General features: G+C 60.6%; 21 protein-coding genes. 10 read left to right on the forward strand and 11 right to left on the reverse strand.

Annotation, left to right across the window (positions count from 1 at the left end; all coding sequences use genetic code 11):
* Positions 1 to 154: 154 nt before the first annotated feature.
* The gene (trxA, locus tag ACA065_RS29565; RefSeq protein WP_003213989.1) at positions 155 to 484 is read right to left on the reverse strand and encodes a thioredoxin TrxA; all 330 of its coding nucleotides are present in this window, start codon (positions 482 to 484) and stop codon (positions 155 to 157) included.
* A gap of 121 nt (positions 485 to 605) precedes the next feature.
* Positions 606 to 1,301, reverse strand: a complete 696-nt coding sequence (locus ACA065_RS29570; protein WP_497692612.1) for a FadR/GntR family transcriptional regulator — start codon at positions 1,299 to 1,301, stop codon at positions 606 to 608.
* A gap of 255 nt (positions 1,302 to 1,556) precedes the next feature.
* Here ACA065_RS29570 and ACA065_RS29575 point away from each other — a divergent pair, with 255 nt between their 5' ends.
* Genes ACA065_RS29575 through ACA065_RS29590 form a run of 4 tightly spaced genes read left to right on the forward strand, consistent with a single transcriptional unit; the run spans position 1,557 to position 4,399 of the window.
* Positions 1,557 to 2,342, forward strand: a complete 786-nt coding sequence (locus ACA065_RS29575; protein WP_497692613.1) for a transporter substrate-binding domain-containing protein — start codon at positions 1,557 to 1,559, stop codon at positions 2,340 to 2,342.
* Between the two features lie 17 nt (positions 2,343 to 2,359).
* Positions 2,360 to 3,028 (forward strand): amino acid ABC transporter permease, encoded by a 669-nt coding sequence (locus tag ACA065_RS29580; protein ID WP_497692614.1) that lies wholly within the window; start codon positions 2,360 to 2,362, stop codon positions 3,026 to 3,028.
* Positions 3,025 to 3,675 carry an amino acid ABC transporter permease gene (locus ACA065_RS29585; protein WP_497692615.1) on the forward strand — a complete coding sequence of 217 codons (651 nt, stop codon included), beginning with the start codon at positions 3,025 to 3,027 and terminating at the stop codon, positions 3,673 to 3,675. Before ACA065_RS29580 ends, ACA065_RS29585 begins: the two co-directional genes overlap by 4 nt.
* Complete coding sequence (locus ACA065_RS29590; RefSeq protein WP_497692616.1) at positions 3,662 to 4,399, forward strand: amino acid ABC transporter ATP-binding protein; 738 nt, start codon at positions 3,662 to 3,664, stop codon at positions 4,397 to 4,399. The genes ACA065_RS29585 and ACA065_RS29590 overlap by 14 nt, the downstream gene beginning before the upstream one ends.
* Here the strand turns inward: ACA065_RS29590 and ACA065_RS29595 are convergent.
* The 4 genes from ACA065_RS29595 to ACA065_RS29610 form a co-directional block, all read right to left on the reverse strand.
* Entirely contained in the window at positions 4,371 to 4,922 is a 552-nt protein-coding gene (locus ACA065_RS29595) for a DUF1120 domain-containing protein (protein ID WP_497692617.1), read from the reverse strand. The genes ACA065_RS29590 and ACA065_RS29595 overlap by 29 nt on opposite strands.
* Positions 4,912 to 7,413 (reverse strand): fimbria/pilus outer membrane usher protein, encoded by a 2,502-nt coding sequence (locus ACA065_RS29600; RefSeq protein ID WP_497692618.1) that lies wholly within the window; start codon positions 7,411 to 7,413, stop codon positions 4,912 to 4,914. Before ACA065_RS29600 ends, ACA065_RS29595 begins: the two co-directional genes overlap by 11 nt.
* 7 nt (positions 7,414 to 7,420) lie before the next feature.
* A complete protein-coding gene (locus ACA065_RS29605; protein ID WP_497692619.1) occupies positions 7,421 to 8,050 on the reverse strand; it encodes a fimbria/pilus chaperone family protein in 630 nt (209 codons plus the stop codon).
* A 192-nt stretch (positions 8,051 to 8,242) separates the two neighbouring features.
* Positions 8,243 to 8,899: a DUF1120 domain-containing protein gene (locus ACA065_RS29610; RefSeq protein WP_497692620.1), complete on the reverse strand. Its 657-nt coding sequence runs from the start codon at positions 8,897 to 8,899 to the stop codon at positions 8,243 to 8,245.
* Positions 8,900 to 9,385: 486 nt separating this feature from the next.
* On the opposite strand from ACA065_RS29610, the gene ppx reads away from it, so the two are divergent.
* Entirely contained in the window at positions 9,386 to 10,888 is a 1,503-nt protein-coding gene (gene ppx / locus ACA065_RS29615) for an exopolyphosphatase (RefSeq protein ID WP_497692621.1), read from the forward strand.
* Between the two features lie 139 nt (positions 10,889 to 11,027).
* On the opposite strand, the gene ppk1 is transcribed toward ppx, so the two are convergent.
* Together ppk1 and hemB are read right to left on the reverse strand one after the other, a co-directional pair.
* Positions 11,028 to 13,250 (reverse strand): polyphosphate kinase 1, encoded by a 2,223-nt coding sequence (ppk1, locus tag ACA065_RS29620; protein WP_497692622.1) that lies wholly within the window; start codon positions 13,248 to 13,250, stop codon positions 11,028 to 11,030.
* Between the two features lie 18 nt (positions 13,251 to 13,268).
* On the reverse strand, positions 13,269 to 14,282 hold the full coding sequence (gene hemB / locus ACA065_RS29625; protein ID WP_497692623.1) for a porphobilinogen synthase: 1,014 nt from the start codon (positions 14,280 to 14,282) through the stop codon (positions 13,269 to 13,271).
* Between the two features lie 208 nt (positions 14,283 to 14,490).
* On the opposite strand from hemB, the gene ACA065_RS29630 reads away from it, so the two are divergent.
* Positions 14,491 to 15,138: a DedA family protein gene (locus ACA065_RS29630; protein ID WP_497692624.1), complete on the forward strand. Its 648-nt coding sequence runs from the start codon at positions 14,491 to 14,493 to the stop codon at positions 15,136 to 15,138.
* Here ACA065_RS29630 and ACA065_RS29635 read toward each other — a convergent pair.
* Positions 15,119 to 16,354, reverse strand: coding sequence for a sterol desaturase family protein (locus tag ACA065_RS29635; RefSeq protein ID WP_497692625.1), 1,236 nt, complete (start codon positions 16,352 to 16,354; stop codon positions 15,119 to 15,121). The two genes, ACA065_RS29630 and ACA065_RS29635, sit on opposite strands and share 20 nt — an antisense overlap.
* A gap of 116 nt (positions 16,355 to 16,470) precedes the next feature.
* On the opposite strand from ACA065_RS29635, the gene elbB reads away from it, so the two are divergent.
* Positions 16,471 to 17,136, forward strand: a complete 666-nt coding sequence (gene elbB / locus ACA065_RS29640; RefSeq protein WP_497692626.1) for an isoprenoid biosynthesis glyoxalase ElbB — start codon at positions 16,471 to 16,473, stop codon at positions 17,134 to 17,136.
* A 172-nt stretch (positions 17,137 to 17,308) separates the two neighbouring features.
* Here the strand turns inward: elbB and ACA065_RS29645 are convergent, their stop codons facing one another.
* Positions 17,309 to 17,764, reverse strand: coding sequence for a YaiI/YqxD family protein (locus ACA065_RS29645; protein WP_497692627.1), 456 nt, complete (start codon positions 17,762 to 17,764; stop codon positions 17,309 to 17,311).
* 2 nt (positions 17,765 to 17,766) lie between these two features.
* A complete protein-coding gene (locus ACA065_RS29650; RefSeq protein ID WP_497692628.1) occupies positions 17,767 to 19,662 on the reverse strand; it encodes an FTR1 family protein in 1,896 nt (631 codons plus the stop codon).
* Positions 19,663 to 19,917: 255 nt separating this feature from the next.
* Between ACA065_RS29650 and ACA065_RS29655 the strand changes: the two genes are divergently transcribed.
* From ACA065_RS29655 to lpoB, 3 genes are read left to right on the forward strand one after another with little or no spacing between them, the layout of a single operon-like run.
* Positions 19,918 to 21,312: a COG3014 family protein gene (locus ACA065_RS29655; protein WP_497692629.1), complete on the forward strand. Its 1,395-nt coding sequence runs from the start codon at positions 19,918 to 19,920 to the stop codon at positions 21,310 to 21,312.
* A 10-nt stretch (positions 21,313 to 21,322) separates the two neighbouring features.
* Positions 21,323 to 21,694 (forward strand): YcfL family putative periplasmic lipoprotein, encoded by a 372-nt coding sequence (locus ACA065_RS29660; protein ID WP_003214024.1) that lies wholly within the window; start codon positions 21,323 to 21,325, stop codon positions 21,692 to 21,694.
* 35 nt (positions 21,695 to 21,729) lie between these two features.
* On the forward strand, positions 21,730 to 22,317 hold the full coding sequence (gene lpoB / locus ACA065_RS29665; protein ID WP_094948768.1) for a penicillin-binding protein activator LpoB: 588 nt from the start codon (positions 21,730 to 21,732) through the stop codon (positions 22,315 to 22,317).
* Positions 22,318 to 22,319 lie beyond the last annotated feature (2 nt).

The following is a 22,319-nucleotide window of genomic DNA, read 5'->3' on the forward strand; positions in this document are numbered from 1 at the left end:
GATCGCGTACTAATCGAAAAGGAATGCGTCGGCGACGGCTTGCAGGGGGCAGTGGAGAAACCAGTGCGGGGCCGAATGTACCACCTGAATTTCGGAGCGTCTAGCCCTGTTTCACGAAAAAGCCCCGCAATTTGCGGGGCTTTTTTGACGACGCTTAGATGTTCGCGTCGAGGAAAGCTTGCAGCTGAGACTTCGACAGCGCGCCCACTTTAGTGGCTTCGACGTTGCCGTTCTTGAACAGCATCAGCGTTGGAATACCACGCACGCCGTGCTTGGCCGGGGTTTCCTGGTTGTCGTCGATGTTCAACTTGGCAATGGTCAGCTTGCCTTCGTAGGTGGTCGCAATATCGTCCAGAACAGGAGCGATCATTTTGCAAGGGCCGCACCATTCAGCCCAGTAGTCAACCAGCACCGGGCCTTGAGCCTTGAGTACTTCGGCCTCAAAGGTCGCGTCGGTGACGTGCTTGATAAGATCGTTGCTCATGGATGTCTCCGGATTGTAAGCAAAAAAAACGTGGCCCATCATAGCCGCCCTTCCCCCGTTCAGGAAGCCGCCTCTGATTGACTCTTGCTATGGTGGTGCATGAGTTTGGGTATAGCTCAACTCAAGGCGACACGGGAGTCACGAACGCGATGCCCGTGCGCAAGGCCGCATTGCGCACGTGTTCCTGCATGGTTTTCTGCGCCGCCGCACTGGTGCGCCGGGCCAGGGCGCGCAGGATCTTGCGGTGTTCCTGCCAGGTTTCCATCGCCCGCTCCGGCCGGATGAACGGTAGCTTCTGGCTCTCCAAAAACACCTCCGCACTGGCACTCAGGATGCTCACCATCGCCTGGTTACCGCTGGCCAGCAGGATCCGCTGGTGAAATTCGAAGTCCAGCCGGGCGGCGGCTTCAAAGTCGCCGGCCTTGAGCACTTTGCGCATGGCTTCGACATTGTCTTCCAGGCGGTCCAATTCATCGATGGTCAGCGTCACCGCCGCCAACCCCGCAGCAAACCCCTCCAGGGCATAGCGCAACTGGAAGATATCCAACGGCGTAGCCTGGGCCGCAAATGGCCAGGCAAACCCAGGCGACTCGTCGAGCGCCTGCACAAACACGCCCTTACCGGGCTGCACACTGACCACACCCAAGGCACTCAAGGACGACAACGCCTCGCGCAACGACGCCCGACTGACGCCCAACTGCACCGCCAAGTCGCGCTGGGACGGCAGCGCATCGCCCGCGGCAAAGCCCTGTTCCTTGATCAGTTTGCGGATGGCCTGCAGGGCCGCTTCCGGTACGGCTTGGGCGATGGAATTCATAAAAAACTCATAGTTCCAGACAACTGAGCGGCTAGTTGTAAAGCTATTCGCAGCCCGCGGCAAGCCACGCCCCAAAGGGGCTCGCGGGGTTTTGTCGACGCTCGAAAAAGGTGCGAAAAGCCCGCCCACTGTTCAGACCAGTAAGACCACCGCAGCTCAACAAATCCCGACGCTCCAGGCGATCCAAGCGGTAATGGCATGGGCTGTGCACTGGGCAAACTCAGAAAATCCCTTCGCCCTTTTCGGAGAGTTGCCATGACCAAGCGCTACAGCGCCCTGCTCACTGCCCTGTTTGCCAGCCTGATGCTGAGCCAGGCACCCGCCCAGGCCAATGGTCTGGATGACATCGTCGCCCGTGGCACCCTCAAGGTCGCCGTGCCCCAGGACTTCCCGCCGTTCGGCTCGGTCGGCCCTGACATGAAACCCCGTGGCCTGGACATCGACACCGCCAAGCTGCTGGCCGACCAGCTCAAGGTCAAGCTGGAGCTGACCCCGGTCAACAGCACCAACCGTATTCCGTTCCTCACCACCGGCAAGGTCGACCTGGTGATTTCCAGCCTGGGCAAAAACGCCGAGCGCGAAAAGGTCATCGACTTCTCCAAGGCTTACGCACCGTTCTACCTGGCCGTGTTCGGCCCGCCTGATGCGCCCATCAGCACCACCGACGACCTCAAGGGCAAGACCATCAGCGTGACGCGCGGCGCCATCGAAGACATCGAGCTGACTGCCGTTGCGCCCAAGGAAGCCACGATCAAGCGCTTTGAAGACAACAACTCGACCATCGCCGCCTACCTGGCCGGCCAGGTCGACCTGATCGCCAGCGGCAACGTGGTGATGGTGGCGATCAGCGAGCGCAACCCGAAACGCGTACCGGCGCTGAAAGTGAAACTCAAGGACTCGCCGGTGTATGTGGGCGTGAACAAGAACGAGCCGGCGTTACTGGAGAAGGTTAACCAGATACTGGTGGCGGCCAAGGCCGACGGCAGCCTGGAAAAGAATGCGCTGCAGTGGCTCAAAGAGCCGTTGCCTGCAGACCTTTGAAGCGACGGAGCTGATTCATGGCGTATCAATTTGACTTTATGCCCGTGCTGGCCAATACCGACCTGCTGCTGCGCGGCGCTCTGTTCACGCTTGAGCTGACGGCCATCGGCGCGATCCTGGGTGTTGCTCTGGGCACCGTCGGCGCCGTGGTGCGGGCCTGGAAGATCCAGCCGTTCGCCTGGTTCTTCGGCGTGTATGTCGAGTTGATCCGCAATACGCCGTTTCTGGTGCAGTTGTTCTTCATCTTCTTCGGCCTGCCGTCCCTGGGGCTGAAGATCACCGAGTGGCAAGCCGCCGTGCTGGCGATGGTGATCAACTTGGGCGCTTATTCCACCGAGATCATCCGCGCCGGCATCCAGGCGATCCCTCGCGGCCAGCTGGAGGCCGCAGCCGCCCTGGCGATGACGCGGCTCGAGGCGTTCCGCCACGTGGTGTTATTGCCAGCGCTGGGCAAGGTGTGGCCGGCGCTGAGTAGCCAGATCATCATCGTGATGCTCGGCTCGGCGGTGTGCTCACAGATCGCCACCGAAGAGCTGAGCTTTGCCGCCAACTTTATTCAGTCGCGCAACTTCCGCGCGTTTGAAACCTATGCGCTGACCACCTTGGTGTACCTGTGCATGGCGCTGATGATTCGCCAGTTGCTCAACTGGATTGGCCGACGCTTCGTGATGAGGAACAGTCAATGAGTGATTTCTCGTTCTGGGACATCGTGCGCAACCTGGCCATCGGCCTGCAATGGACCCTGTTGCTGTCGCTGGTGGCGTTTGTCGGCGGTGGCCTGATCGGCTTGCTGGTGATGACGATGCGCATCAGCCGCAAAGCTTTCCCGCGTAATGTCGCGCGCACCTACATCGAACTGTTCCAGGGCACGCCGCTGTTGATGCAGCTGTTCCTGGTGTTTTTCGGTATTGCCCTGCTGGGGGTGGATATCTCGCCGTGGCTGGCGGCGGCCATTGCCTTGACCCTGTTTACCAGCGCCTACCTGGCCGAGATCTGGCGCGGCTGCGTCGAGTCCATCGCCCACGGGCAGTGGGAAGCCTCGGCCAGCCTGGCCCTCAACCCGCTTGAACAACTGCGCTACGTGATCCTGCCCCAGGCCCTGCGGATTGCCGTGGCGCCCACCGTGGGTTTCTCGGTGCAGGTGGTCAAAGGCACCGCCGTGACGTCGATCATCGGCTTTACCGAACTGACCAAGACCGGCGGCATGCTCGCCAACGCCACCTTCGAGCCCTTTATGGTCTACGGCCTGGTGGCCCTCGGTTACTTCCTCCTCTGCTACCCCTTGTCCCTCAGTGCTCGCTACCTGGAAAGGAGACTGCATGCCTCTGCTTAGAATTTCCGCCCTGCATAAGTATTACGGCGATCACCACGTACTCAAGGGCATCGACCTGACTGTTGAAGAGGGCCAAGTGGTGGCGATCATCGGCCGCAGCGGTTCGGGTAAATCCACCTTGCTGCGTACCCTTAATGGCCTGGAATCGATCAACGACGGTGTGATCGAAGTCGACGGCGAATACCTTGACGCCGCGCGCGCCGACCTGCGCAGCCTGCGGCAGAAAGTCGGCATGGTGTTCCAGCAATTCAACCTCTTCCCACACCTGACCGTAGGCGAAAACGTCATGCTCGCACCGCAAGTGGTGCAGAAAGTGCCCAAGGCCAAAGCCGCACAGCTGGCCAAGCAGATGCTGGAGCGCGTCGGGCTGGGGGAAAAGTTCGATGCATTCCCTGATCGCCTGTCCGGTGGCCAGCAACAACGCGTGGCCATTGCGCGCGCGCTGGCCATGTCACCCAAGGTGCTGCTGTGCGACGAAATCACCTCGGCCCTGGACCCGGAGCTGGTCAACGAAGTGCTCAGTGTGGTGCGCCAACTGGCCAAAGACGGTATGACCTTGATCATGGTGACTCACGAAATGCGCTTTGCCCGGGAAGTCGGTGACAAACTGGTGTTCATGCACCAAGGCAAGGTGCATGAAGTGGGCGACCCCAAGACGCTGTTCGCCAACCCCAGAACGCCGGAACTCGCCAACTTCATTGGCTCGGTGGAACAGCCGGGCTGACCAGCTCGAAACGGCCCTGCCCTTCCAGTTGCGTCTCGTTGCGCACCTGTAAGGCATCGGCGGGCAGTTCAGTCTCGATATCGACTTGGGCCGTCAATCGCCGGCCCACCATGGGCATCCCTGCGACTCGCGCCATCAACATCTGGCCGGGCAGCAATTGCCCACTGGCAGGCTCACCGGGCAGGTGCTCGGCCACCCACCCGATAGCATGCCCATCGATCTGGGCATGCTTGAGGCTCAGCCGAAAACGCCCCTGGCGACCAAACCGAAATCCCTGCCCATCGGCTGCTACCCCGATAAAACGTAACCCCATTGCCGCAGGCTCAAGGCAAATAACGTTCACGTGCAACGAGCGAGTACCGAGCACCATGGAGGTTCTTTCAAGGAGCGCCTCCCGGCGAATGGCGCCATAGTCAATGCGCGGCTGGCTCACCGACAATTGGCAATTTTCGGCCTGTGCCTCCAGGGGTGCCAGCACCACCCAAAGCAACACCAAGGGCAGGCTTAACGGCTTAACGGCCATGGCACACCGCCGAGGTGGTTTCATAGAATTTGTCATTGTTTGGCTTGGTCTCGGCGTTAATGCGCAACTGGCAGGTGGAAGAGTCCGGCAATGAAACCCGCACGTTTTGCGACTCACTGACGTCGTTCAGGAAAATCATGCCCTCGCCCACCACGCTGGTCAGGAAGCGATTGCCCTTGCCGAATACCGAGGCGCCCTGAGGCAGTGGCCGGCCTTGCCCATCGGTGGCGGTGACCAACATGCGGCGTACTTTCACCACATCGAATGCGACGGTATTGAAAGACCCGCGGCCCGCGGCGAGCACCTGGGTGCCATTCTTCAAGTCAACACGCTTAGGCAACGACTGAGTCTGCACTTCGATATGGCTGTCGGTGTAAGCGGGCAGGCCCGGGATCACAGCCTGACCGCTGAAGTCGGTCCACACCGGCCCTTGTGGGGTGTCAATTTTTGCAGAGCCAATATCCCCCACCGAGACGATGCCAAACGTGTCCTGCACGGTATAAGGCGAGAAGGTCAGGCCGCCTGCGTGAGCCACTACACCGCCCTGCAACTGCCCTGTATAGACGCTGCCCAACGGGTCGCGACTGACCCCCAGGCCGACCCGTGTATACCGTGGCATCAGATCCACTTGGCCGCGTACCGATTGCTCCCTGGCACTGAGGTCGCGCTCGACACTCACCTCGTAGTTCACGTACTCATTAACCCGCTCACTGAGTGTTGAACCGGCGCGGGATTGCTCCCCGCGGCGACTGACGTAGCTGCTCACACGACGATCCCCACCCAAGGGCACGCTGACCTGCAGCCGCACGGACAGCTCATTATCCCGACCGCTCTCACGCCTGCCGCCCGCCAATGTGGCGTCACGGCCGCTGCGAGCGCCGCCCACCTGCGAATCGGCGATCAACGCGACATCGGCGCGGCTGAATGACTTGTTCCACGAAGCCGACACATGTTCGGTCGTTCGCCCGTCAAATCGAGCACTGCGGGTATAGCCTGCGGAGAATGCGCCCAGCGTGGGATCGGCCCAGCTCATGCCTGCCGTGTACTGACTTTTGAAGCGTGAACCCAGCTCATCCGCCCTGCGCGAGTGACCCGCTTCATTCACCTCGCGGTAACCTCGGGTCTGGGTCGTTGCGCTCAGATTTACATCGACATTGGCGTACACCGGGCTGCTCACGGATACGCTGCTGCGCGACCCGGACAGTGCGGTTTGGCTGTCTCGCGACAGGTTTTGCCGTGCCCCCACGGAGACCCGCTGGAAAAATATACTGCTGAGGGTGCCGCCCGCCGCCCAGTAGTCATCCGTGCTCAATAAGCCAAAGCCCGCAGACGACTCGCGCCCCAAACCCCAGGTGCCGCTGCCCATGGCAACCACGGGTGAAGGACCTTCTTCAAGCGCATTTTTGCGCAGCCGGCCAACCGAGAAATAATACCCAGGCGCCGCTGGGACGGCCCCCCCGAACGAAGCCGCCGGCACCACGAAACTCCGCCTGGCGCCGCGCACGTCGATCATGCTGACGTCCAGGTCGCTGGTGCCATTGAGCAGAGGCAAGCCTGTCAGCCGGAACGGGCCTTCGGGCACCAACGTGCTGTGGATCAATACACCGGACTGGCGCACTTCAACCCGCGACTGGCTCTGGGCAAGGCCCTCGACGACCGCATTGTTGCTGCCCGCGACTGCGCGTGATTGACCATCAGGGGAAAACTGCAGGCCGGACAACTGAACACCGCCAAACAATGGGTTATTGCTGGAGATCTGGCCCACCTGAAAGGTCGATTGCAACGCGGCAATATCCCTCTGAGCGTAGGCATAAAGGTGCTCGGTACGAGCCTTGCCGTTGTCGGACACATAGAACTGGCGGCTGCGAACAATCCAATCCTCCAGGTTGAAACCCGCGTCAGTGTAGGCCGAGACATATCGACTGGGCCCACTGCGCGAGCGGTTGTCGAACCCCAGCACTTCATAGTTGAACAACGCCGCCGCGCCCCCCTTGGAAAAGCTCCCGGCATTCCACTCGGGCGCACGCAATGACTGGGTCGGCACCACCAGCGTCACCTCGTCCGTACCGGGACGCAGCTTCAGCATTGCTGTCGGGAACGCACCCAAGAAGTCATGGCAGGCCTGATCGGGTGTAGCGCCTTCGCGCATGATCCGGCTGGGTTTTACCAGCCCGGCTTTTTCCAGCAACCCAGGGGTGAAACACAATTGGCCCTCTTGATCGAATCGTGCATCCACCAGCCCGAGCGGGTTTCCATTGACCCGCAAGCCCACTACCTGGACGCCTTCGCGAAAGCGCGCCGCCGTGCGAAAGTAGTCGGAGACCTTCGGGTCAATACCATGGGTTTTCAATGCCGCAAGGTCGAACCCCTCTCCGAGCTCCAGCGCAGCTACGATGCCCGGCAAACTCCATAGCGTCGCAAACCCCATGAGCAGCGTGGGTCGGCAAGGCCAGAAAGAGGCCGTAATGCTGTTACTCGAAGGGTTAATCATGAGTCGATCAACCCTCACCGGCATTGATAGGCGCCCGGTAACTGTCTGCCGTAAACCCATACACCGTGGCCGGCTGGATCTCGACCTCAGCCAAACTGCCCAAAGGGCTGTCGACCTTCACCGTGAGCGTCTCGCCCGGTAAAAGGTAGGTGCGCGGCAACGCGCCCGGTACGCCTTGTGGCAGCAGGTGCACAGCCATTGCCAGGCGCACGACATAGGCGCTGTCGTTATGGACGGTGAGACGCTCCCCCACCCGCTTCCATTTCAGTAGCTCCCAAGGTGTGTGGTGTCGAGGCAGCCCTTTGGGGTGCAGGATCAGTGGCAAATTCTGTCGAAGCGTAATACCGATGGTCGCCCCCTGCGAAGCGCTCGCCTGGGGAATGCCCTCGAAGGACACGCGTTTGAGCCGTTGAGTCTTGAGCGGCGCCTTCAAGGTGCTGATGAAACGCACCAATTGCGTGTCGCCCCCCTCTACGCGAGTGATGGGAGGTGTGACGATCAGTAGCTGCTCAAGGTCTTCCGGCACGTTCTCGACGACCGAATGAAGCAGCGCCGGCCCTGCATCGGTATTTTTGATATTGATTGTGGCTTCGCCGTCTTCTTCATAAAACAGCACAACCGTAGTTTCCGGCAGCATGCCGTCCGCCACAGCAACCGCAGTAAAAAAAAGGCAAACACTTGCCCCCCACAACACCACACTGCTTATTATTGAAAACCCACGCACTCAATGTTCCCCGCAACCGGTTAAATTGACTATTGGCAGTCAAGCGCCCATAGAAAAACAGCCAACAAAAAAGCGTTAACTTCTTAGTTGGCTGTTTTCGGTGTTTTACGTGTAGTTCAATACAATGGTGGCACGCCCATCAATGGTGATGTCTTGGCTCAAGTCCAAGTCCTGGCCCCTGTTAATGACAGCCCTCACCGCAATAGTGCCCGTCATCTGGCTGATAGCGGCGGGTGTAAAGGCCGCGCCACTGCGCCAGGAGTATTGGTTTGACTGCACGACTTTGCCATCGCTGAACTGCCAAGGGCCGGCGCTGAGACCAGAGCCGGTACGCATGATCGGCTGCAGGACTACACCGGAAGACCGCAGGTCCTTGAGCGTGATCGAGTAACCACCCGTGCGCCGGTTTCTTACCGTGCCTAACCCAAAATTCTGGGTTTCGGAAAAGCCTGTCCCGAGAACACCCGGCACCTTGCTGCCTGCTTGCAGGTCGCGAAAGCTGACCCCGACTTGGGCGGGCGTAGTGCCGCAATTGACAAACAGGGACGTGGTCCGCTCCTCGCGCGGGTTGAACGCCGTCTGCGACAGTTCGCCGGAGCGAATCGTGCCGTAATCGATAATGCCGCTGCCGGCCAGGCTCAGATTACAGGCTGCCGGTTTAATCGTACCCCTGACGACCAACTCGGCACTGGTGGTTGCCTGGGCACTGAAGGCCGCAGCCAGGCACGCGATACCGAGAGACAATCCAACAATTTTTTTCATGCTCATCCTGTCACTTGAAGAAGTTATCAGGTGTTCTTTATTTGTGTCTTGGCGACTCCATCGCCCCACTATTTATCTTCCCGGACATACATAACGATAAATAAATACCACCCAGGCACAATTGCCGGATGACAGTCTGTCGCTTTGGCACTTCATAAAAGAATCAGACAACGCAGCAGTGACAGTGGGAGCCGTAAAAATAAACAGTAGTCTCAACTTAACTACAAGGTAGTCCTGACCAAAACAAACCAAGAGAACACCTACTCTTGTACTGTAGGTAAATTCAGAATCAGCCTAACAACAACACACAGTTAAAATGCCCTACACCATCGAAGCCCTTATTCAACGCCCCCTTACAAATACACCCTACATTTCCCACCAGGATTCCCCACAGACAGCATCAGGCAAATTACTGAGGCACAACGCGTTGGCGCCAGCGGTCGATCGTGGCACGATGGTCAGGTTATCGACCGAGACCCCCAAACCATGCCGCAATCCCAAGCCAAGAATCTGTCCCTGATCGCCGCCATCGACCTGGGCTCCAACAGCTTTCACATGGTCGTGGCCAAGGCCCAGAACGGCGAAATCCGCATCCTCGAGCGGCTCGGCGAAAAAGTGCAACTGGCTGCCGGGATCGACGACGAGCGCCAGCTCAATGAAGAATCCATGCAGCGCGGGCTCGATTGCCTCAAGCGCTTTGCCCAATTGATCAATGGCATGCCCTTGGGCGCTGTGCGAATCGTGGGCACCAACGCCTTGCGCGAAGCCCGCAACCGCGGCGAATTCATCCGCCGCGCCGAGGAAATCCTCGGGCACCCGGTAGAAGTCATCTCCGGTCGTGAAGAAGCGCGCCTGATCTACCTCGGCGTCTCCCACACCCTGGCCGATACCCCCGGCAAACGCCTGGTGGCGGACATCGGTGGCGGCAGTACCGAATTCATCATCGGCCAGCGTTTCGAGCCGCTGCTGCGCGAAAGCCTGCAGATGGGTTGCGTCAGTTACACCCAGCGCTATTTCAAGGACGGCAAGATCACCCCGGCGCGCTATGCCCAGGCCTACACGGCGGCGCGCCTGGAGATCATGAGCATCGAACACGCCTTGCACCGCCTGACCTGGGATGAAGCCATCGGCTCTTCAGGCACCATCCGCGCTATCGGCCTGGCCCTCAAAGCCGGCGGCCATGGCACCGGTGAGGTCAACGCCGAAGGCCTGGCGTGGCTCAAGCGCAAGTTGTTCAAGCTGGGCGATGCCGAGAAAATCGACTTCGACGGCATCAAGCCCGACCGCCGCACCATTTTTCCGGCCGGCCTGGCGATTCTTGAGGCGATCTTCGACGCCCTCGAACTGCAACGCATGGACCACTGCGACGGCGCCCTGCGCGAAGGCGTGCTCTACGACCTGCTGGGCCGCCATCATCACGAAGACGTGCGTGAGCGCACCCTCAGCTCGCTGATGGAGCGTTATCACGTCGACCTGGAACAGGCCGCCCGCGTGGAGCGTAAAGCCCTGCATGCGTTCGACCAGGTGGCCGAGGACTGGGACCTGGAAGACGGTGTGTGGCGCGAGCTGCTCGGCTGGGCCGCCAAGGTGCATGAAGTGGGCCTGGACATCGCCCACTACCATTACCACAAACATGGCGCCTACCTGATCGAGCACTCGGACCTCGCCGGTTTCTCCCGCGAAGACCAACAGATGCTCGCCCTGCTGGTGCGCGGCCATCGCCGCAACATCCCCAAGGACAAGTTTGCCGACTTCGGCAGCGAAGGCAGCAAGCTGATTCGCCTGTGCGTGCTGCTGCGCTTTGCAATCCTGTTCCACCACATCCGTGGCACCCAGGAAATGCCTCAGGTGACCCTGCGCGCCAACGGCGACAGCCTGGACGTGGTGTTCCCCAAAGGCTGGCTGGATGAAAACCAGCTGACCCAGGCGGACTTCGCCCAGGAAGCGGAGTGGCTGACGCGGGTGGGGTTCACGCTGAACCTGCGCTAAGCCGATCTAAAGAACACTGCAAAACAAATGTGGGAGCGGGCTTGCCCGCGATGACGGAGTGTCAGTCAATATATCTGTTGACTGACCCACCGCTATCGCGGGCAAGCCCGCTCCCACATTGGGTTTCGCTTACAACTGTTTAATTCACCGCCAGAATCGGGCTACCCAGCTTCTCCAGCAACGTCGCCTGCGCGCTGCGCGGGTTCTGGTTGCCGGTCGGCGTGTTGCGCACGTAACGGCCGTCCGATTGCAGGCTCCAGCTGTGGGTGTTGTCGGTCAGGTAGCTTTCCAGCTCCTTCTTGACGCGCATGATCAGCTTCTTGCCTTCCACCGGGAAGCACGTCTCCACGCGCTTATCGAGGTTGCGCTCCATCCAGTCGGCACTGGAGAGGAACATCTGCTCCTCGCCGCCGTTGAGGAAGTAGAACACCCGCGTGTGCTCCAGGAAGCGGCCGATGATCGAGCGCACATGGATGTTATGCGACACGCCGACAATGCCAGGGCGCAGGCAGCACATGCCGCGCACCACCAGGTCGATGCGCACACCGGACTGGCTGGCCTTGTACAGCGCGCGGATGATCTTCGGATCGGTCAGCGAGTTGAACTTGGCGATGATGTGCGCCGGTTTGCCGTCGAGGGCGAACTGGGTCTCGCGGGCAATCATGTCGAGCATGCCCTTCTTGAGCGTAAACGGTGCGTGCAGCAGCTTCTTCATGCGCAAGGTCTTGCCCATGCCGATCAGCTGGCTGAACAATTTGCCGACGTCTTCACACAAGGCGTCGTCGGACGTCAGCAGGCTGTAGTCGGTGTAGAGCTTGGCGTTGCCGGCGTGGTAGTTGCCGGTGCCCAAGTGCGCGTAACGCACGATCTCACCGGCTTCGCGGCGCAGAATCAGCATCATCTTGGCGTGGGTCTTGAAGCCGACCACACCGTAGATCACCACCGCACCGGCTGCTTGCAGGCGGCTGGCCAATTGCAGGTTGGACTCTTCGTCGAACCGCGCACGCAACTCGATCACCGCGGTGACTTCCTTGCCGTTACGCGCGGCATCTACCAGCGCGTCGACGATTTCCGAGTTGGCGCCGGAGCGGTACAGCGTCTGGCGCACAGCCAGTACATGCGGGTCTTTGGCGGCTTGGCGCAGCAGGTCGACCACCGGGGTAAAGGACTCGAACGGGTGCAGCAGCAGAATGTCCTGCTTGCTCACCACGCTGAAAATGTTCTCGCTGTTTTGCAGCAGTTTCGGGATCTGCGGCGTGAACGGCGTGTATTGCAGCTCCGGATGGCTGTCCAGGCCGGTGATGCTGAACAGGCGCGTCAGGTTCACCGGGCCATTGACCTGGTACAACTCGGACTCGGCGAGGTTGAACTGCTTGAGCAGGTAGTCCGACAGGTGTTTGGGGCAGGTGTCTGCCACTTCCAGTCGCACCGCGTCGCCGTAGCGCCGTGAGAACAGTTCGCCGCGCAGCGCACGGGCCAAGTCTTCGACGTCTTCGGAGTCCAGCGCCAGGTCGGCGTTACGGGTCAGGCGGAACTGGTAGCAGCCTTTTACCTTCATGCCCTGGAACAGGTCGTCGGCATGCGCGTGGATCATCGACGAGAGGAATACATAGTTGTCGCCAGCGCCACCCACCTCTTCCGGTACTTTAATGATCCGTGGCAACAGACGCGGTGCCGGGATGATCGCCAGGCCCGAATCGCGACCGAAGGCGTCGATGCCTTCCAGCTCAACGATGAAGTTCAGGCTCTTGTTCACCAGCAGCGGGAACGGGTGCGTCGGGTCGAGGCCGATCGGCGTGATGATCGGGGAGATCTCATCACGGAAGTAACGGCGCACCCACGTCTTGATCTTGGTGGTCCAGTGACGGCGACGAATGAAGCGGACCTGATGTTTTTCCAGTTCCGGCAGCAGGATATCGTTGAGGATCGCGTATTGGCGGTCCACATGGCCGTGCACCAGTTCGCTGATGCGCGCCAGAGCCTGGTGCGGCTGCAGGCCGTCGGCGCCGGCCTGTTCGCGGGCGAAGGTGATTTGCTTCTTGAGGCCGGCGACGCGGATCTCGAAGAACTCGTCCAGGTTGCTGGAGAAAATCAGCAGGAATTTCAGCCGCTCCAGCAGCGGATAGGACTCATCCAGCGCCTGTTCGAGCACGCGGATGTTGAATTGCAGTTGTGACAGCTCACGGTGGATGTACAGGCTGCTGTCATCCAGGTTGGTCACCACCGGCACCGGGGCCGGCGCGGGCGCCTCGGCCACCACGGCAGGCGGCGCTGGCTCCAGCTCCGGCGGGGTCTCGGTGACTTGTTCCACCACCGGGTGAGCGTCTTTTACGGCAACTTCTGAGAGTCCTTCGGTATTCATCGAGTGTTCCTGTGAGGGCTATTGTTGCTCTCTAAGCAATTGGGCAGCGCGGGCGGCGAAGTAGGTCAGAATGCCATCGGCGCCAGCACGTTTAAAGGCAGTAAGGGATTCGAGGATCACCCCTTCACTCAACCAACCATTCTGGATCGCGGCCATGTGCATGGCGTATTCACCGCTGACCTGATAGACAAAGGTCGGCACCTTGAATTCCTCTTTGACCCGGTAAAGGATGTCCAGGTAGGGCATCCCGGGTTTGACCATCACCATGTCAGCGCCTTCGGCCAGGTCGGCCGCCACTTCGTGCAGCGCTTCATGGCTGTTGGCCGGGTCCATCTGGTACGAAGCCTTGTTGGCCTTGCCCAGGTTCAGCGCCGAGCCCACCGCATCGCGGAAGGGGCCGTAGTAGGCGCTGGCGTACTTGGCCGAGTAGGCCATGATGCGTACATTGACGTGGCCGGCCAGTTCCAGGGCTTCGCGAATCGCCTGGATGCGACCGTCCATCATGTCCGACGGCGCGACGACCTGGGCGCCAGCGGCGGCATGCGACAACGCCTGCTTGACCAGCGCATCGACGGTGATGTCGTTCTGAACATAGCCGTCTTCGTCAAGAATGCCATCCTGGCCGTGGGTAGTGAACGGGTCCAGCGCCACGTCAGTGATCACACCCAGTTCCGGGAAACGCTCGCGCAAGGCGCGGGTGGCGCGCTGGGCGATGCCCTGCGGGTTCCAGGCTTGCGCAGCGTCAAGGGACTTGAGTTCAGACGGCGTTACCGGAAACAGCGCCAGCGCCGGAATCCCCAGCTCAACCCAGTTCGCCGCTTCTTCAAGCAGTAGATCAATGGTCAAGCGCTCCACACCCGGCATCGACGCCACGGCTTCCCGACGATTTTCACCGTCCAGCACAAACACCGGCAGGATCAGATCGTTCGCCGTCAGCACGTTTTCACGCACCAGCCGACGAGAAAAATCATCACGGCGATTGCGGCGCAGACGGGTGGCGGGGAACAGGCGATTGGCAGGGGTAAAGCTCACGACAGACTCCTGAGCCCGCGTTTACGGGCGAGCGTTGCAGTTATAAGCGGCCATTATGACGAAGGAATGACAGTTGTGCTTACCGATGCGACCTGTAGTCGCATTCGTCGTTTATGTGGGAATTGTTCACTTCGTGACACATCTCGATACTTTCATGAATGTTCACGAAGGCGTAGGCTGCGCGTTCATTTCGCCAGCACCCCAAACCATGCTTCAACAATTTCTGCATGACTTCGGCTACTTTGCGCTCTTCCTGGGCACGTTCTTCGAAGGTGAGACCATCTTGGTTCTCGCAGGCTTCCTGGCGTTCCGTGGTTACATGGATATCAACCTGGTGGTGGTCGTTGCCTTTTTTGGCAGCTACGCCGGCGACCAGCTGTGGTACTTCCTGGGGCGCAAACACGGCCGCAAACTGCTGGCGCGCAAGCCGCGCTGGCAATTGATGGGTGACAAAGCGCTGGAACATATCCGCAAGCATCCAGATATCTGGGTGCTCAGCTTTCGGTTCGTCTATGGTCTGCGCACCGTAATGCCGGTGGCGATTGGCTTGTCCGGTTACCCGCCTTTGCGCTATTTGCTGCTTAACGGCATTGGCGCAGCAGTGTGGGCGGCAGCGCTGGGCGCTGCGGCTTACCATTTTGGCGCGGTGTTGGAAGGCATGCTCGGCAGCATCAAGAAATATGAGCTGTGGGTGTTGGGCGCGCTACTGTTGCTGGGCTTAGCCCTGTGGCTGCGTCGCCGCTTCAAGAACGCGCGCATTGCCCGCCAGGCCTGCGAAGATGCCAAGGCCCGGCTGGCAGCAGAGCAACTCGCCGAGCCCGCCAAAGTCGACGCGCCTAAGACGCCAATCGAGTAAGCCGGCCCCTGCAGCAGTAGAGGCCGATCACGCTGAGCAAGCTGTAACTCGCCAAGCCCAGCCAGCCCAAGTTGCTGGCCGGCCACAGCCCGACCAGCGGCGCCAGCCACACCAGTGGCACATTCAGCCCCAGGCGCAGCAGCTCAGCCTTCAGCGCCCACGGGCGATTTTCCAGGGCCACGCCCAGCGTAAACAACCCCAGTGCCATCGCACTCCAGCCCAAGACCAATGCCGCCGTCGGCAGCCCTTCGCCAAAATTCATCAGATAGCTGCCAAACCCTACATACGCCGCGAATTGCAGGGCGACGTAGACCTGCTGGCGCGCGTCCAGCGGCACTTCGAATTTGCGGAACTGGCTCAAGTCGGGCTTGGCTAACGGGTATTTGGCCTTAACGTCCGCCGGCCGCCAACCGGTGCGCATGAACCAGATGCGCAGCTTGTCCCACCCGCTTTCGGTGCGCCGCGCATCACTCCACAGTTGTGCATAAAACTGCAGGTTGGCCCAAAGCGGGTTCCAGCTGGCCAGAGGCGTGGTTACGCCAAAGATCACCGGTTCGTTATCGTCTTCTTCCTGAAAACTGCCGAACAGTCGGTCCCAAATAATGAACACACCGCCGTAGTTGCGATCCATGTAGAGAGCGTTCTGTGCATGGTGAGCCCGATGATTGGACGGTGTGACAAAGAACCACTCGAACCAGCCGAGCTTGGGCACGTGGCGGGTGTGCACCCAGAATTGATACAGCAGATTAAGCGACGCCACACTGATAAACACCACCAGTGGCACGCCCACCACGGCCAGGGGCAAATAGAAGATCCAGCTCAGCAGAAAGCCGGTGCTGGTCTGGCGCAAGGCGGTGGTGAGGTTGTAATCCTCGCTTTGGTGATGCACCGAGTGCGCGGCCCACAGGATGTTGCGCTCATGGCCGCAGCGGTGCAGCCAGTAGTAGCAGAAGTCGTAGAGCACAAAGGCAAACACCCAGGTCCACACGCTCTGGGCAGGCAGCTCGACCAACGCCAGGTGCTTGAGGGCGAATGCGTAGGTCAGCAACCCTACGCCTTTGGTCAGCAGCCCCGTGGTGGTCGACAGCACGCCGGTGCTGAGGCTGTTGATGGCATCCGCCACCCGATAGTTGCGCTCGCCGCACCAGCGGTCGGCCAGCAGCTCAACGACGATCAAGGCGATGAAAAACGGTACCGCGTAAGGCACGAAGTCCATGGGCTAGTCCGGTCTATTTTTGTTACATCAAGATTAGGTGTAGCGGCACAAGATCCCATTGGCAACAGGTGACAAATTAGTAGACATTTAACGCCATGAAAAAGGGAGAAATACTCATGAGCAAAAAAATTGCAGTGATCCTTTCCGGCTGTGGCGTGTACGACGGCGCAGAGATCCACGAAAGCGTGATCACCTTGCTGCGCCTCGATCAGCGCGGCGCGCAGGTTCAATGTTTTGCGCCGGATATCGCGCAACATCACGTGATCAACCACCTCACCGGCGAAGAGATGCCCGAGTCGCGCAATGTACTGGTGGAATCGGCGCGCATCGCCCGAGGTGAAGTGAAGGATATCGGTGAGGCCAGCGCCGACGACTTCGACGCACTGATCGTGCCCGGCGGGTTTGGCGCAGCGAAGAACCTGTCGAACTTTGCCGTAGAGGGCGCGGGTTGCAGCGTCAACCCGCAAGTACTGGCGCTGGCCGAAGCCTTTGCCGAAGCGGGCAAACCGGTGGGGCTGATCTGCATCTCGCCGGCGCTGGCCGCGAAAATCTACGGCCCCGGCGTGACCTGCACCATCGGCAATTGCGCCGACACAGCGGCCGCCCTCGACAAGATGGGCGCCACCCACCAGGAGTGCGGGGTTGAGGATATTGTCGAGGACACCGCGCGCAAGCTGGTGAGCACCCCGGCCTACATGCTCGGCAAGCGCATCAGTGAGGTCGCGTCAGGTATCAATAAGCTGGTGGACCGGGTGCTGGAATTGACCCACGAGAATGACTAATTGCTGATAAACGGGCTTCTGTGGCGAGGGAGCTTGCTCCCGCTGGGCTGCGCAGCGGCCCCAAACCTGCAACTACGTTTTCACTGGATCACCGCATCGCCTGGGTTGGGGCGGCTCCGCCACCCAAGCGGGAGCAAGCTCCCTCGCCACAACAACCCCGCTCATCACAAGTTCACGCCTGGCGCATCAACTTGGTCAGTATTCTGTCCAGTGCATTGGCAAACGCCTGCTTGTCCTTTTCCCCATGGGGCGGTGGGCCGCCGCCCATCTGGCCTTGCTCACGCAGATCAGTGAACAGGTTACGCACTGCCAGCCGTTCACTCATGTTCGCCGGGCTGAATTCCTTACCCCGAGGATCGAGGGCCGTCACGCCCTTCTTCACCAGCCGGTCGGCCAGGGGCACATCGCTGCAGATCACCAGTTCACCGGGCACCGCGTGCTCAACCAGGTAGTCATCCGCCGCGTCCGGGCCGCTGGGCACCACGATCAGTTTCACACAGGCAAAACCTGGCTTGATCTGGCTCTGCCCCGCCACCAGCACCACTTCGAACTGGCGCTTGAGGGCGAACTTCACCACTTGGTCCTTGGCCGCCCGTGGGCATGCATCGGCATCGATCCATACGCGCATGACTAGGCAGCCACGCGGCGTTTTTCGGCCAGGCGGCTGCGGCCATACAGCACCACAATCGCTAGGATCGCCACGGCCTGCGCACTCAACGAGTAGGCATCGGCGTGGATCCCCAGCCAGTCGAAGTCAAAGAACGCCACCGGCCGCGTGCCGAAGATGCCGGCTTCCTGCAACGCCTTCACGCCATGCCCGGCGAATACCACCGACAGCGCGCACAACAGCGCCGCGTTGATGCCAAAGAACAACGCCAATGGCAGCTTCGCCGAGCCGCGCAGGATCACCCACGCCAGGCCCACCAACAGCACCAGCGCCGTGGCGCCACCCGCCAGCACCGCGTTGTGCCCGGCGGGGCCTGCTTGCAGCCACAGGGTTTCGTAGAACAGGATCACTTCGAACAACTCGCGGTACACCGAGAAGAACGCCAGCATCGCAAAGCCGAACCGCCCGCCGCCGCCCACCAGGCTGCTCTTGATGTAATCCTGCCAGGCCGCCGCGTGGCGGCGGTCGTGCATCCACACGCCCAGCCACAGCACCATCACACTGGCGAACAGCGCCGTGCAGCCTTCGAGCAATTCGCGCTGGGCGCCGCTGACGTCGATCACATACGCCGCCAATGCCCAGGTCGCCAGGCCAGCCAACAGCGCCAGGCCCCAGCCGACGTTCACGCTACGCACTGCCGATTGCTGGCCGGTGTTACGCAGGAACGCCAGAATCGCCGCCAGTACCAGGATCGCCTCCAGACCTTCACGCAACAGGATCAGCAAGCCGGAGATATAACTCAACGACCAGCTCAGGCCATCGCTGCCCAGCAAGCCGGCGGATTCGGTGAGCTTGCCCTTGGCCACGTCCAGGCGCTGCTGCACCTGTTCGATCGGCAGGCCGTCCTGCAATGACTGCCGGTAAGCCATCAGGGCTTTCTCGGTGTCCTTGCGCACGTTGGCGTCGACGTTATCCAGCGAGCTTTCCACCAGCTCAAAACCTTCCAGGTAAGCCGCTACCGACAAGTCGTAAGCCTGTTCGTGATCACCGTTGCGGAATGCGGCGAGGCTTTTGTCCAGGGTCGTCGCGGTGTAATCAAGCAACTGCGCCGGGCCACGCTTGACCTGCGGCGGCTGCGCACGCTGGGCGCGGAACGTTGCGGCAGCGGCCGGACCGTCTGCGGCCAGCACTTCATTGGGGGTTTGGCGAGCCAGGTCGGCGAGGTTGAAGGGTTGTTCGCTTTTAGCCGCGGCCGGGTCAGCCGTGAAGCCGGCGATGTAGGTTGCCAAGTCCCAGCGCTGACGGTCGTCCAATTGATCGGCGAAGGACGGCATGTCCGTACCTTCAACGCCCAGGCCAAGGGTGTTATAGATCGCGTAGAGACTGAGGCGATCAAGGCGCACCGCATCGCGCAGGTTCGCCGGCGGCGGCGTCATGCCCAGGCTGGCCGGGCCATCACCCGCGCCAGCCGTGCCGTGGCATACCGAGCAATGCTGGGCGTAGAGCGGCGCGCCGCGCGTGGGGTCTGGCGTGATCGCCGGGGCCTGGCTGACTTCATACGCCACCGCCAGCTTGGCGCCCAGCTGGCGAGCTTGGCGGGCTACGGTCGCGCCGTCTGCATGGGCGGCCACTGCCGCACGCAATTCTTCGACGCCTTTAATCAAGTCGGCGCGTTCAGGCTTCGCCGGCAAATCCGCCACCAAGCCCTGCAAAACCCCAAGAAACTCGACCTGCTCGCGGTATTCGGAATCATCAACGACATTGCCCGCCTCCACCGTCGGTGGGTAGTCAGCGCCGATGTAGTCCAGCAAATGCAGGGCTTGCGGGGCGCCCTCGGCAGGTGCGGCCAGCAGATTGAAGCTGCAGGACATCAAGGCCGGCAGCAACAGACAAGCCAGAAAACGAAAGGGGGCAATCATCAATGAATCTCAAAGGGAAATACGAAGTAACACATTGTTGAGGTTTAAAGGCTTTGACTCAAGGCGTTAGTGATTGGCGGCCGGAACAGCCTCGCGAAATGGTGGCATTTCTCCGTGAAAACGAAGCAAAAAGCCATTGTTTCGCCAGCGACCGCGCCTATAATGCCGCGCCCTGTTATTGCGAAAGGGAATTTATTTCCTCGTTCTTATGAGGAATTAGCACATCGGCTGATTACTTTCAGGGAAGACGTTTGCATGGCATTTCGCGCCTTGACCCCGCTCGCACTCGCGGCGGTTACCTTGCTGTCCGGTTGTTCGATGTTTCGCAGCTATGACACCGAGCTGCAGGCCACCAACCAACAGTTGACCACCGGCAATGTCGACGGCGCCCTGACGCTGTTGGAAAAGAACAACACCGGCGAAGACAAAGACCTGCTCTATTTCTTTGAAAAGGGCGAGTTGTTGCGGGCCAAGGGTGACCTCACCGGCAGCCAGACCGCCTGGCGCAGTGCCGACCTGCAAGTCTACAAGTGGGAAGAGTCGGTCAAGTTCGACAGCGAGAAGTACCTCACCCAGTTCGGCAGTTTCATGGTCAACGACAAAGTGCGTCGCTACGAAGGCTATGACTATGAAAAAGTCATGCTGACCACCCAGATGGCCTTGAACCTGCTGGCCCTGAATGACTTCGACGGCGCCCGCACCGAGATCAAGAAGACCCACGAACGCGAAGCCGTGATCGCCGACCTGCGCGACAAGGAATACCTCAAGCGCGAAAACGAAGCCGAGCGCCAAGGCATCACCACCCAGATCAAAGACCTGCGCGGCTACCCGGTTGAAGCCCTGAATGCGCCGGACGTGGTCGGCCTGAAAAACAGCTACCAGAGTGCGTTCAGCCATTACCTGGCAGGCTTTGTCTACGAAGCGCTTGGCGAAAGAGACCTGGCGGCGCCCGGCTATCGCAAGGCCGCCGAGCTACGGCCCAACACGCCATTGCTGGAGCAAGCGTTACTGGACCTGGATAAATCCAAGATAGGCGCCGATGAAACCGACATGCTAATCGTCGTCCAGAGCGGCCTGGCACCGGCGCGTGATTCGATCCGCCTGCCACTGCCGATCCCGATCAATGGCAACCTGGTAATCACCCCGCTGTCGTTCCCGGTGATCAAGGCCGATAGCGCCACGGCGACCTTTGCCCAGATCGGCGTAGACGGCAAGCAACAGAACCTCACCGTACTCAACAGCACCACGGCCATGTCGCGCCGCGCCCTGCGTGACGACATGCCGGGGATCATTCTGCGCACCACGGTGCGTGCGGTCAGCCGTGGCATTGCGCAAAACAATCTGAACAAGACCAACCCGATGGCAGGCCTGGTGCTGGGCATCGCCTCGGCCGTGACCGAAGGGGCCGACACCCGCACCTGGCGCACCCTGCCGGACATGACCCAAGTGACGCGCCTGCGCCTCAAGCACGGCGAACACCAGGTCAGCCTGCCCAACGCCTTGGGCGGCACGCTGGTAACGGTCAAGGCCGACCAGCGCTATCAGGTGATCACCCTGCGGGTGGTCGGCAACCAAGTATTCGCCGGCGGCCTGGCCGCCCACGTGGTGCCGAGCACTGCCACGCAGGCCATCGCCCTCAAACAACCTTAAGGAGCACGCTATGCGTCATTTCATTCTCGGCGCCCTGGCGCTGATCCTGCTCGCTGGCTGCGCCACCCCGCCGCCACCGGAGCCCGGCAGCGCCGCCAGCAAAATCGTGGTGATGGGCAAGTTCAAAGGCATCGCCGTCGGCGCCATTCGTGTGGCCCGCGAAAACGGCTTCCTCACCGCCAAGGTGCAGTTGAGCAACATCACCAGCAGCAACCAGATGATGTATTACCGCTTCGCCTGGCTGGGTGCCGATGGCTTCCCGGTGGGCGATGAAGAAACCTGGAAAGTGCTGAACCTGTACGCCAACCAGGCGACCTTCCTGCCGGCAATTGCCAATTTGCCCCAGGCGGCGGACTTCCGTCTTGAAGTGAAAACCCCTTGAGCCGCAGCTCCATCCGTATTCAGAGAGAGTTCCCCATGTTTGCACGCTTCTCGATCATCGCCGTCGTCGCCCTTCTGGCCAGCGGCTGCTCCAACACCTCGCCGGTACTCGGTGGCAAGAACATCAGCTATGGCGACACCAAAGCCGTGGAACTGGTGACCAACGAGTTCGGCTCCACCGACCTGCAGATGATCGCCGAAAGCATGACCCGCTCCCTGGCCCAGTCCGGCATCCTGCAAGGCCGCCCGGTGGTGCAGGTGTATGACGTGAAGAACAAGACCAGCGAGTACATCGACACCCGCGAGATCACCACGTCGATCAAGACCCAGTTGATGAAGACCGGCACCGCGCGTTTCGCCAGCGACAACACCGACATGCAAAGCCAGGTCGACCAGCTCAAGCTGCAGAACCAGAGCGGTTTGTACAAGAAGTCCACGGTCAGCAAGACCGGCAACATGGTCGCCGCCAAGTACCGCCTGGAAGGCTCGATCAGCTCCATCGTCAAGCGCAGCTCGGACTACAAGGACGTCTTCTACAAGTTCAGCCTGCAGCTGATCGACGTCGAGAGCGGCCTGGCCGAATGGATGGACGAGAAAGAAATCCGCAAAACCACGGAGCGCTAAAC

It is taken from the genome of Pseudomonas sp. LBUM1640 (assembly GCF_059716225.1).

Bases quoted from the DNA above. Each gene is read 5' to 3' on its own strand.
- ppx (WP_497692621.1), top strand. From the start codon at position 9,386: ATGCCGCAATCCCAAGCCAAGAATCTGTCCCTGATCGCCGCCATCGAC.
- ACA065_RS29585 (WP_497692615.1), top strand. From the start codon at position 3,025: ATGAGTGATTTCTCGTTCTGGGACATCGTGCGCAACCTGGCCATCGGC.
- ACA065_RS29580 (WP_497692614.1), top strand. From the start codon at position 2,360: ATGGCGTATCAATTTGACTTTATGCCCGTGCTGGCCAATACCGACCTG.
- elbB (WP_497692626.1), top strand. From the start codon at position 16,471: ATGAGCAAAAAAATTGCAGTGATCCTTTCCGGCTGTGGCGTGTACGAC.
- ACA065_RS29605 (WP_497692619.1), bottom strand. From the start codon at position 8,050: ATGCTGCCGGAAACTACGGTTGTGCTGTTTTATGAAGAAGACGGCGAA.
- ACA065_RS29595 (WP_497692617.1), bottom strand. From the start codon at position 4,922: ATGGCCGTTAAGCCGTTAAGCCTGCCCTTGGTGTTGCTTTGGGTGGTG.
- ACA065_RS29655 (WP_497692629.1), top strand. From the start codon at position 19,918: ATGGCATTTCGCGCCTTGACCCCGCTCGCACTCGCGGCGGTTACCTTG.
- ACA065_RS29660 (WP_003214024.1), top strand. From the start codon at position 21,323: ATGCGTCATTTCATTCTCGGCGCCCTGGCGCTGATCCTGCTCGCTGGC.
- ACA065_RS29600 (WP_497692618.1), bottom strand. From the start codon at position 7,413: ATGATTAACCCTTCGAGTAACAGCATTACGGCCTCTTTCTGGCCTTGC.
- ACA065_RS29645 (WP_497692627.1), bottom strand. From the start codon at position 17,764: ATGCGCGTATGGATCGATGCCGATGCATGCCCACGGGCGGCCAAGGAC.
- ppk1 (WP_497692622.1), bottom strand. From the start codon at position 13,250: ATGAATACCGAAGGACTCTCAGAAGTTGCCGTAAAAGACGCTCACCCG.
- ACA065_RS29610 (WP_497692620.1), bottom strand. From the start codon at position 8,899: ATGAAAAAAATTGTTGGATTGTCTCTCGGTATCGCGTGCCTGGCTGCG.
- trxA (WP_003213989.1), bottom strand. From the start codon at position 484: ATGAGCAACGATCTTATCAAGCACGTCACCGACGCGACCTTTGAGGCC.
- ACA065_RS29635 (WP_497692625.1), bottom strand. From the start codon at position 16,354: ATGGACTTCGTGCCTTACGCGGTACCGTTTTTCATCGCCTTGATCGTC.
- ACA065_RS29650 (WP_497692628.1), bottom strand. From the start codon at position 19,662: ATGATTGCCCCCTTTCGTTTTCTGGCTTGTCTGTTGCTGCCGGCCTTG.
- ACA065_RS29590 (WP_497692616.1), top strand. From the start codon at position 3,662: ATGCCTCTGCTTAGAATTTCCGCCCTGCATAAGTATTACGGCGATCAC.
- ACA065_RS29575 (WP_497692613.1), top strand. From the start codon at position 1,557: ATGACCAAGCGCTACAGCGCCCTGCTCACTGCCCTGTTTGCCAGCCTG.
- lpoB (WP_094948768.1), top strand. From the start codon at position 21,730: ATGTTTGCACGCTTCTCGATCATCGCCGTCGTCGCCCTTCTGGCCAGC.
- ACA065_RS29570 (WP_497692612.1), bottom strand. From the start codon at position 1,301: ATGAATTCCATCGCCCAAGCCGTACCGGAAGCGGCCCTGCAGGCCATC.
- ACA065_RS29630 (WP_497692624.1), top strand. From the start codon at position 14,491: ATGCTTCAACAATTTCTGCATGACTTCGGCTACTTTGCGCTCTTCCTG.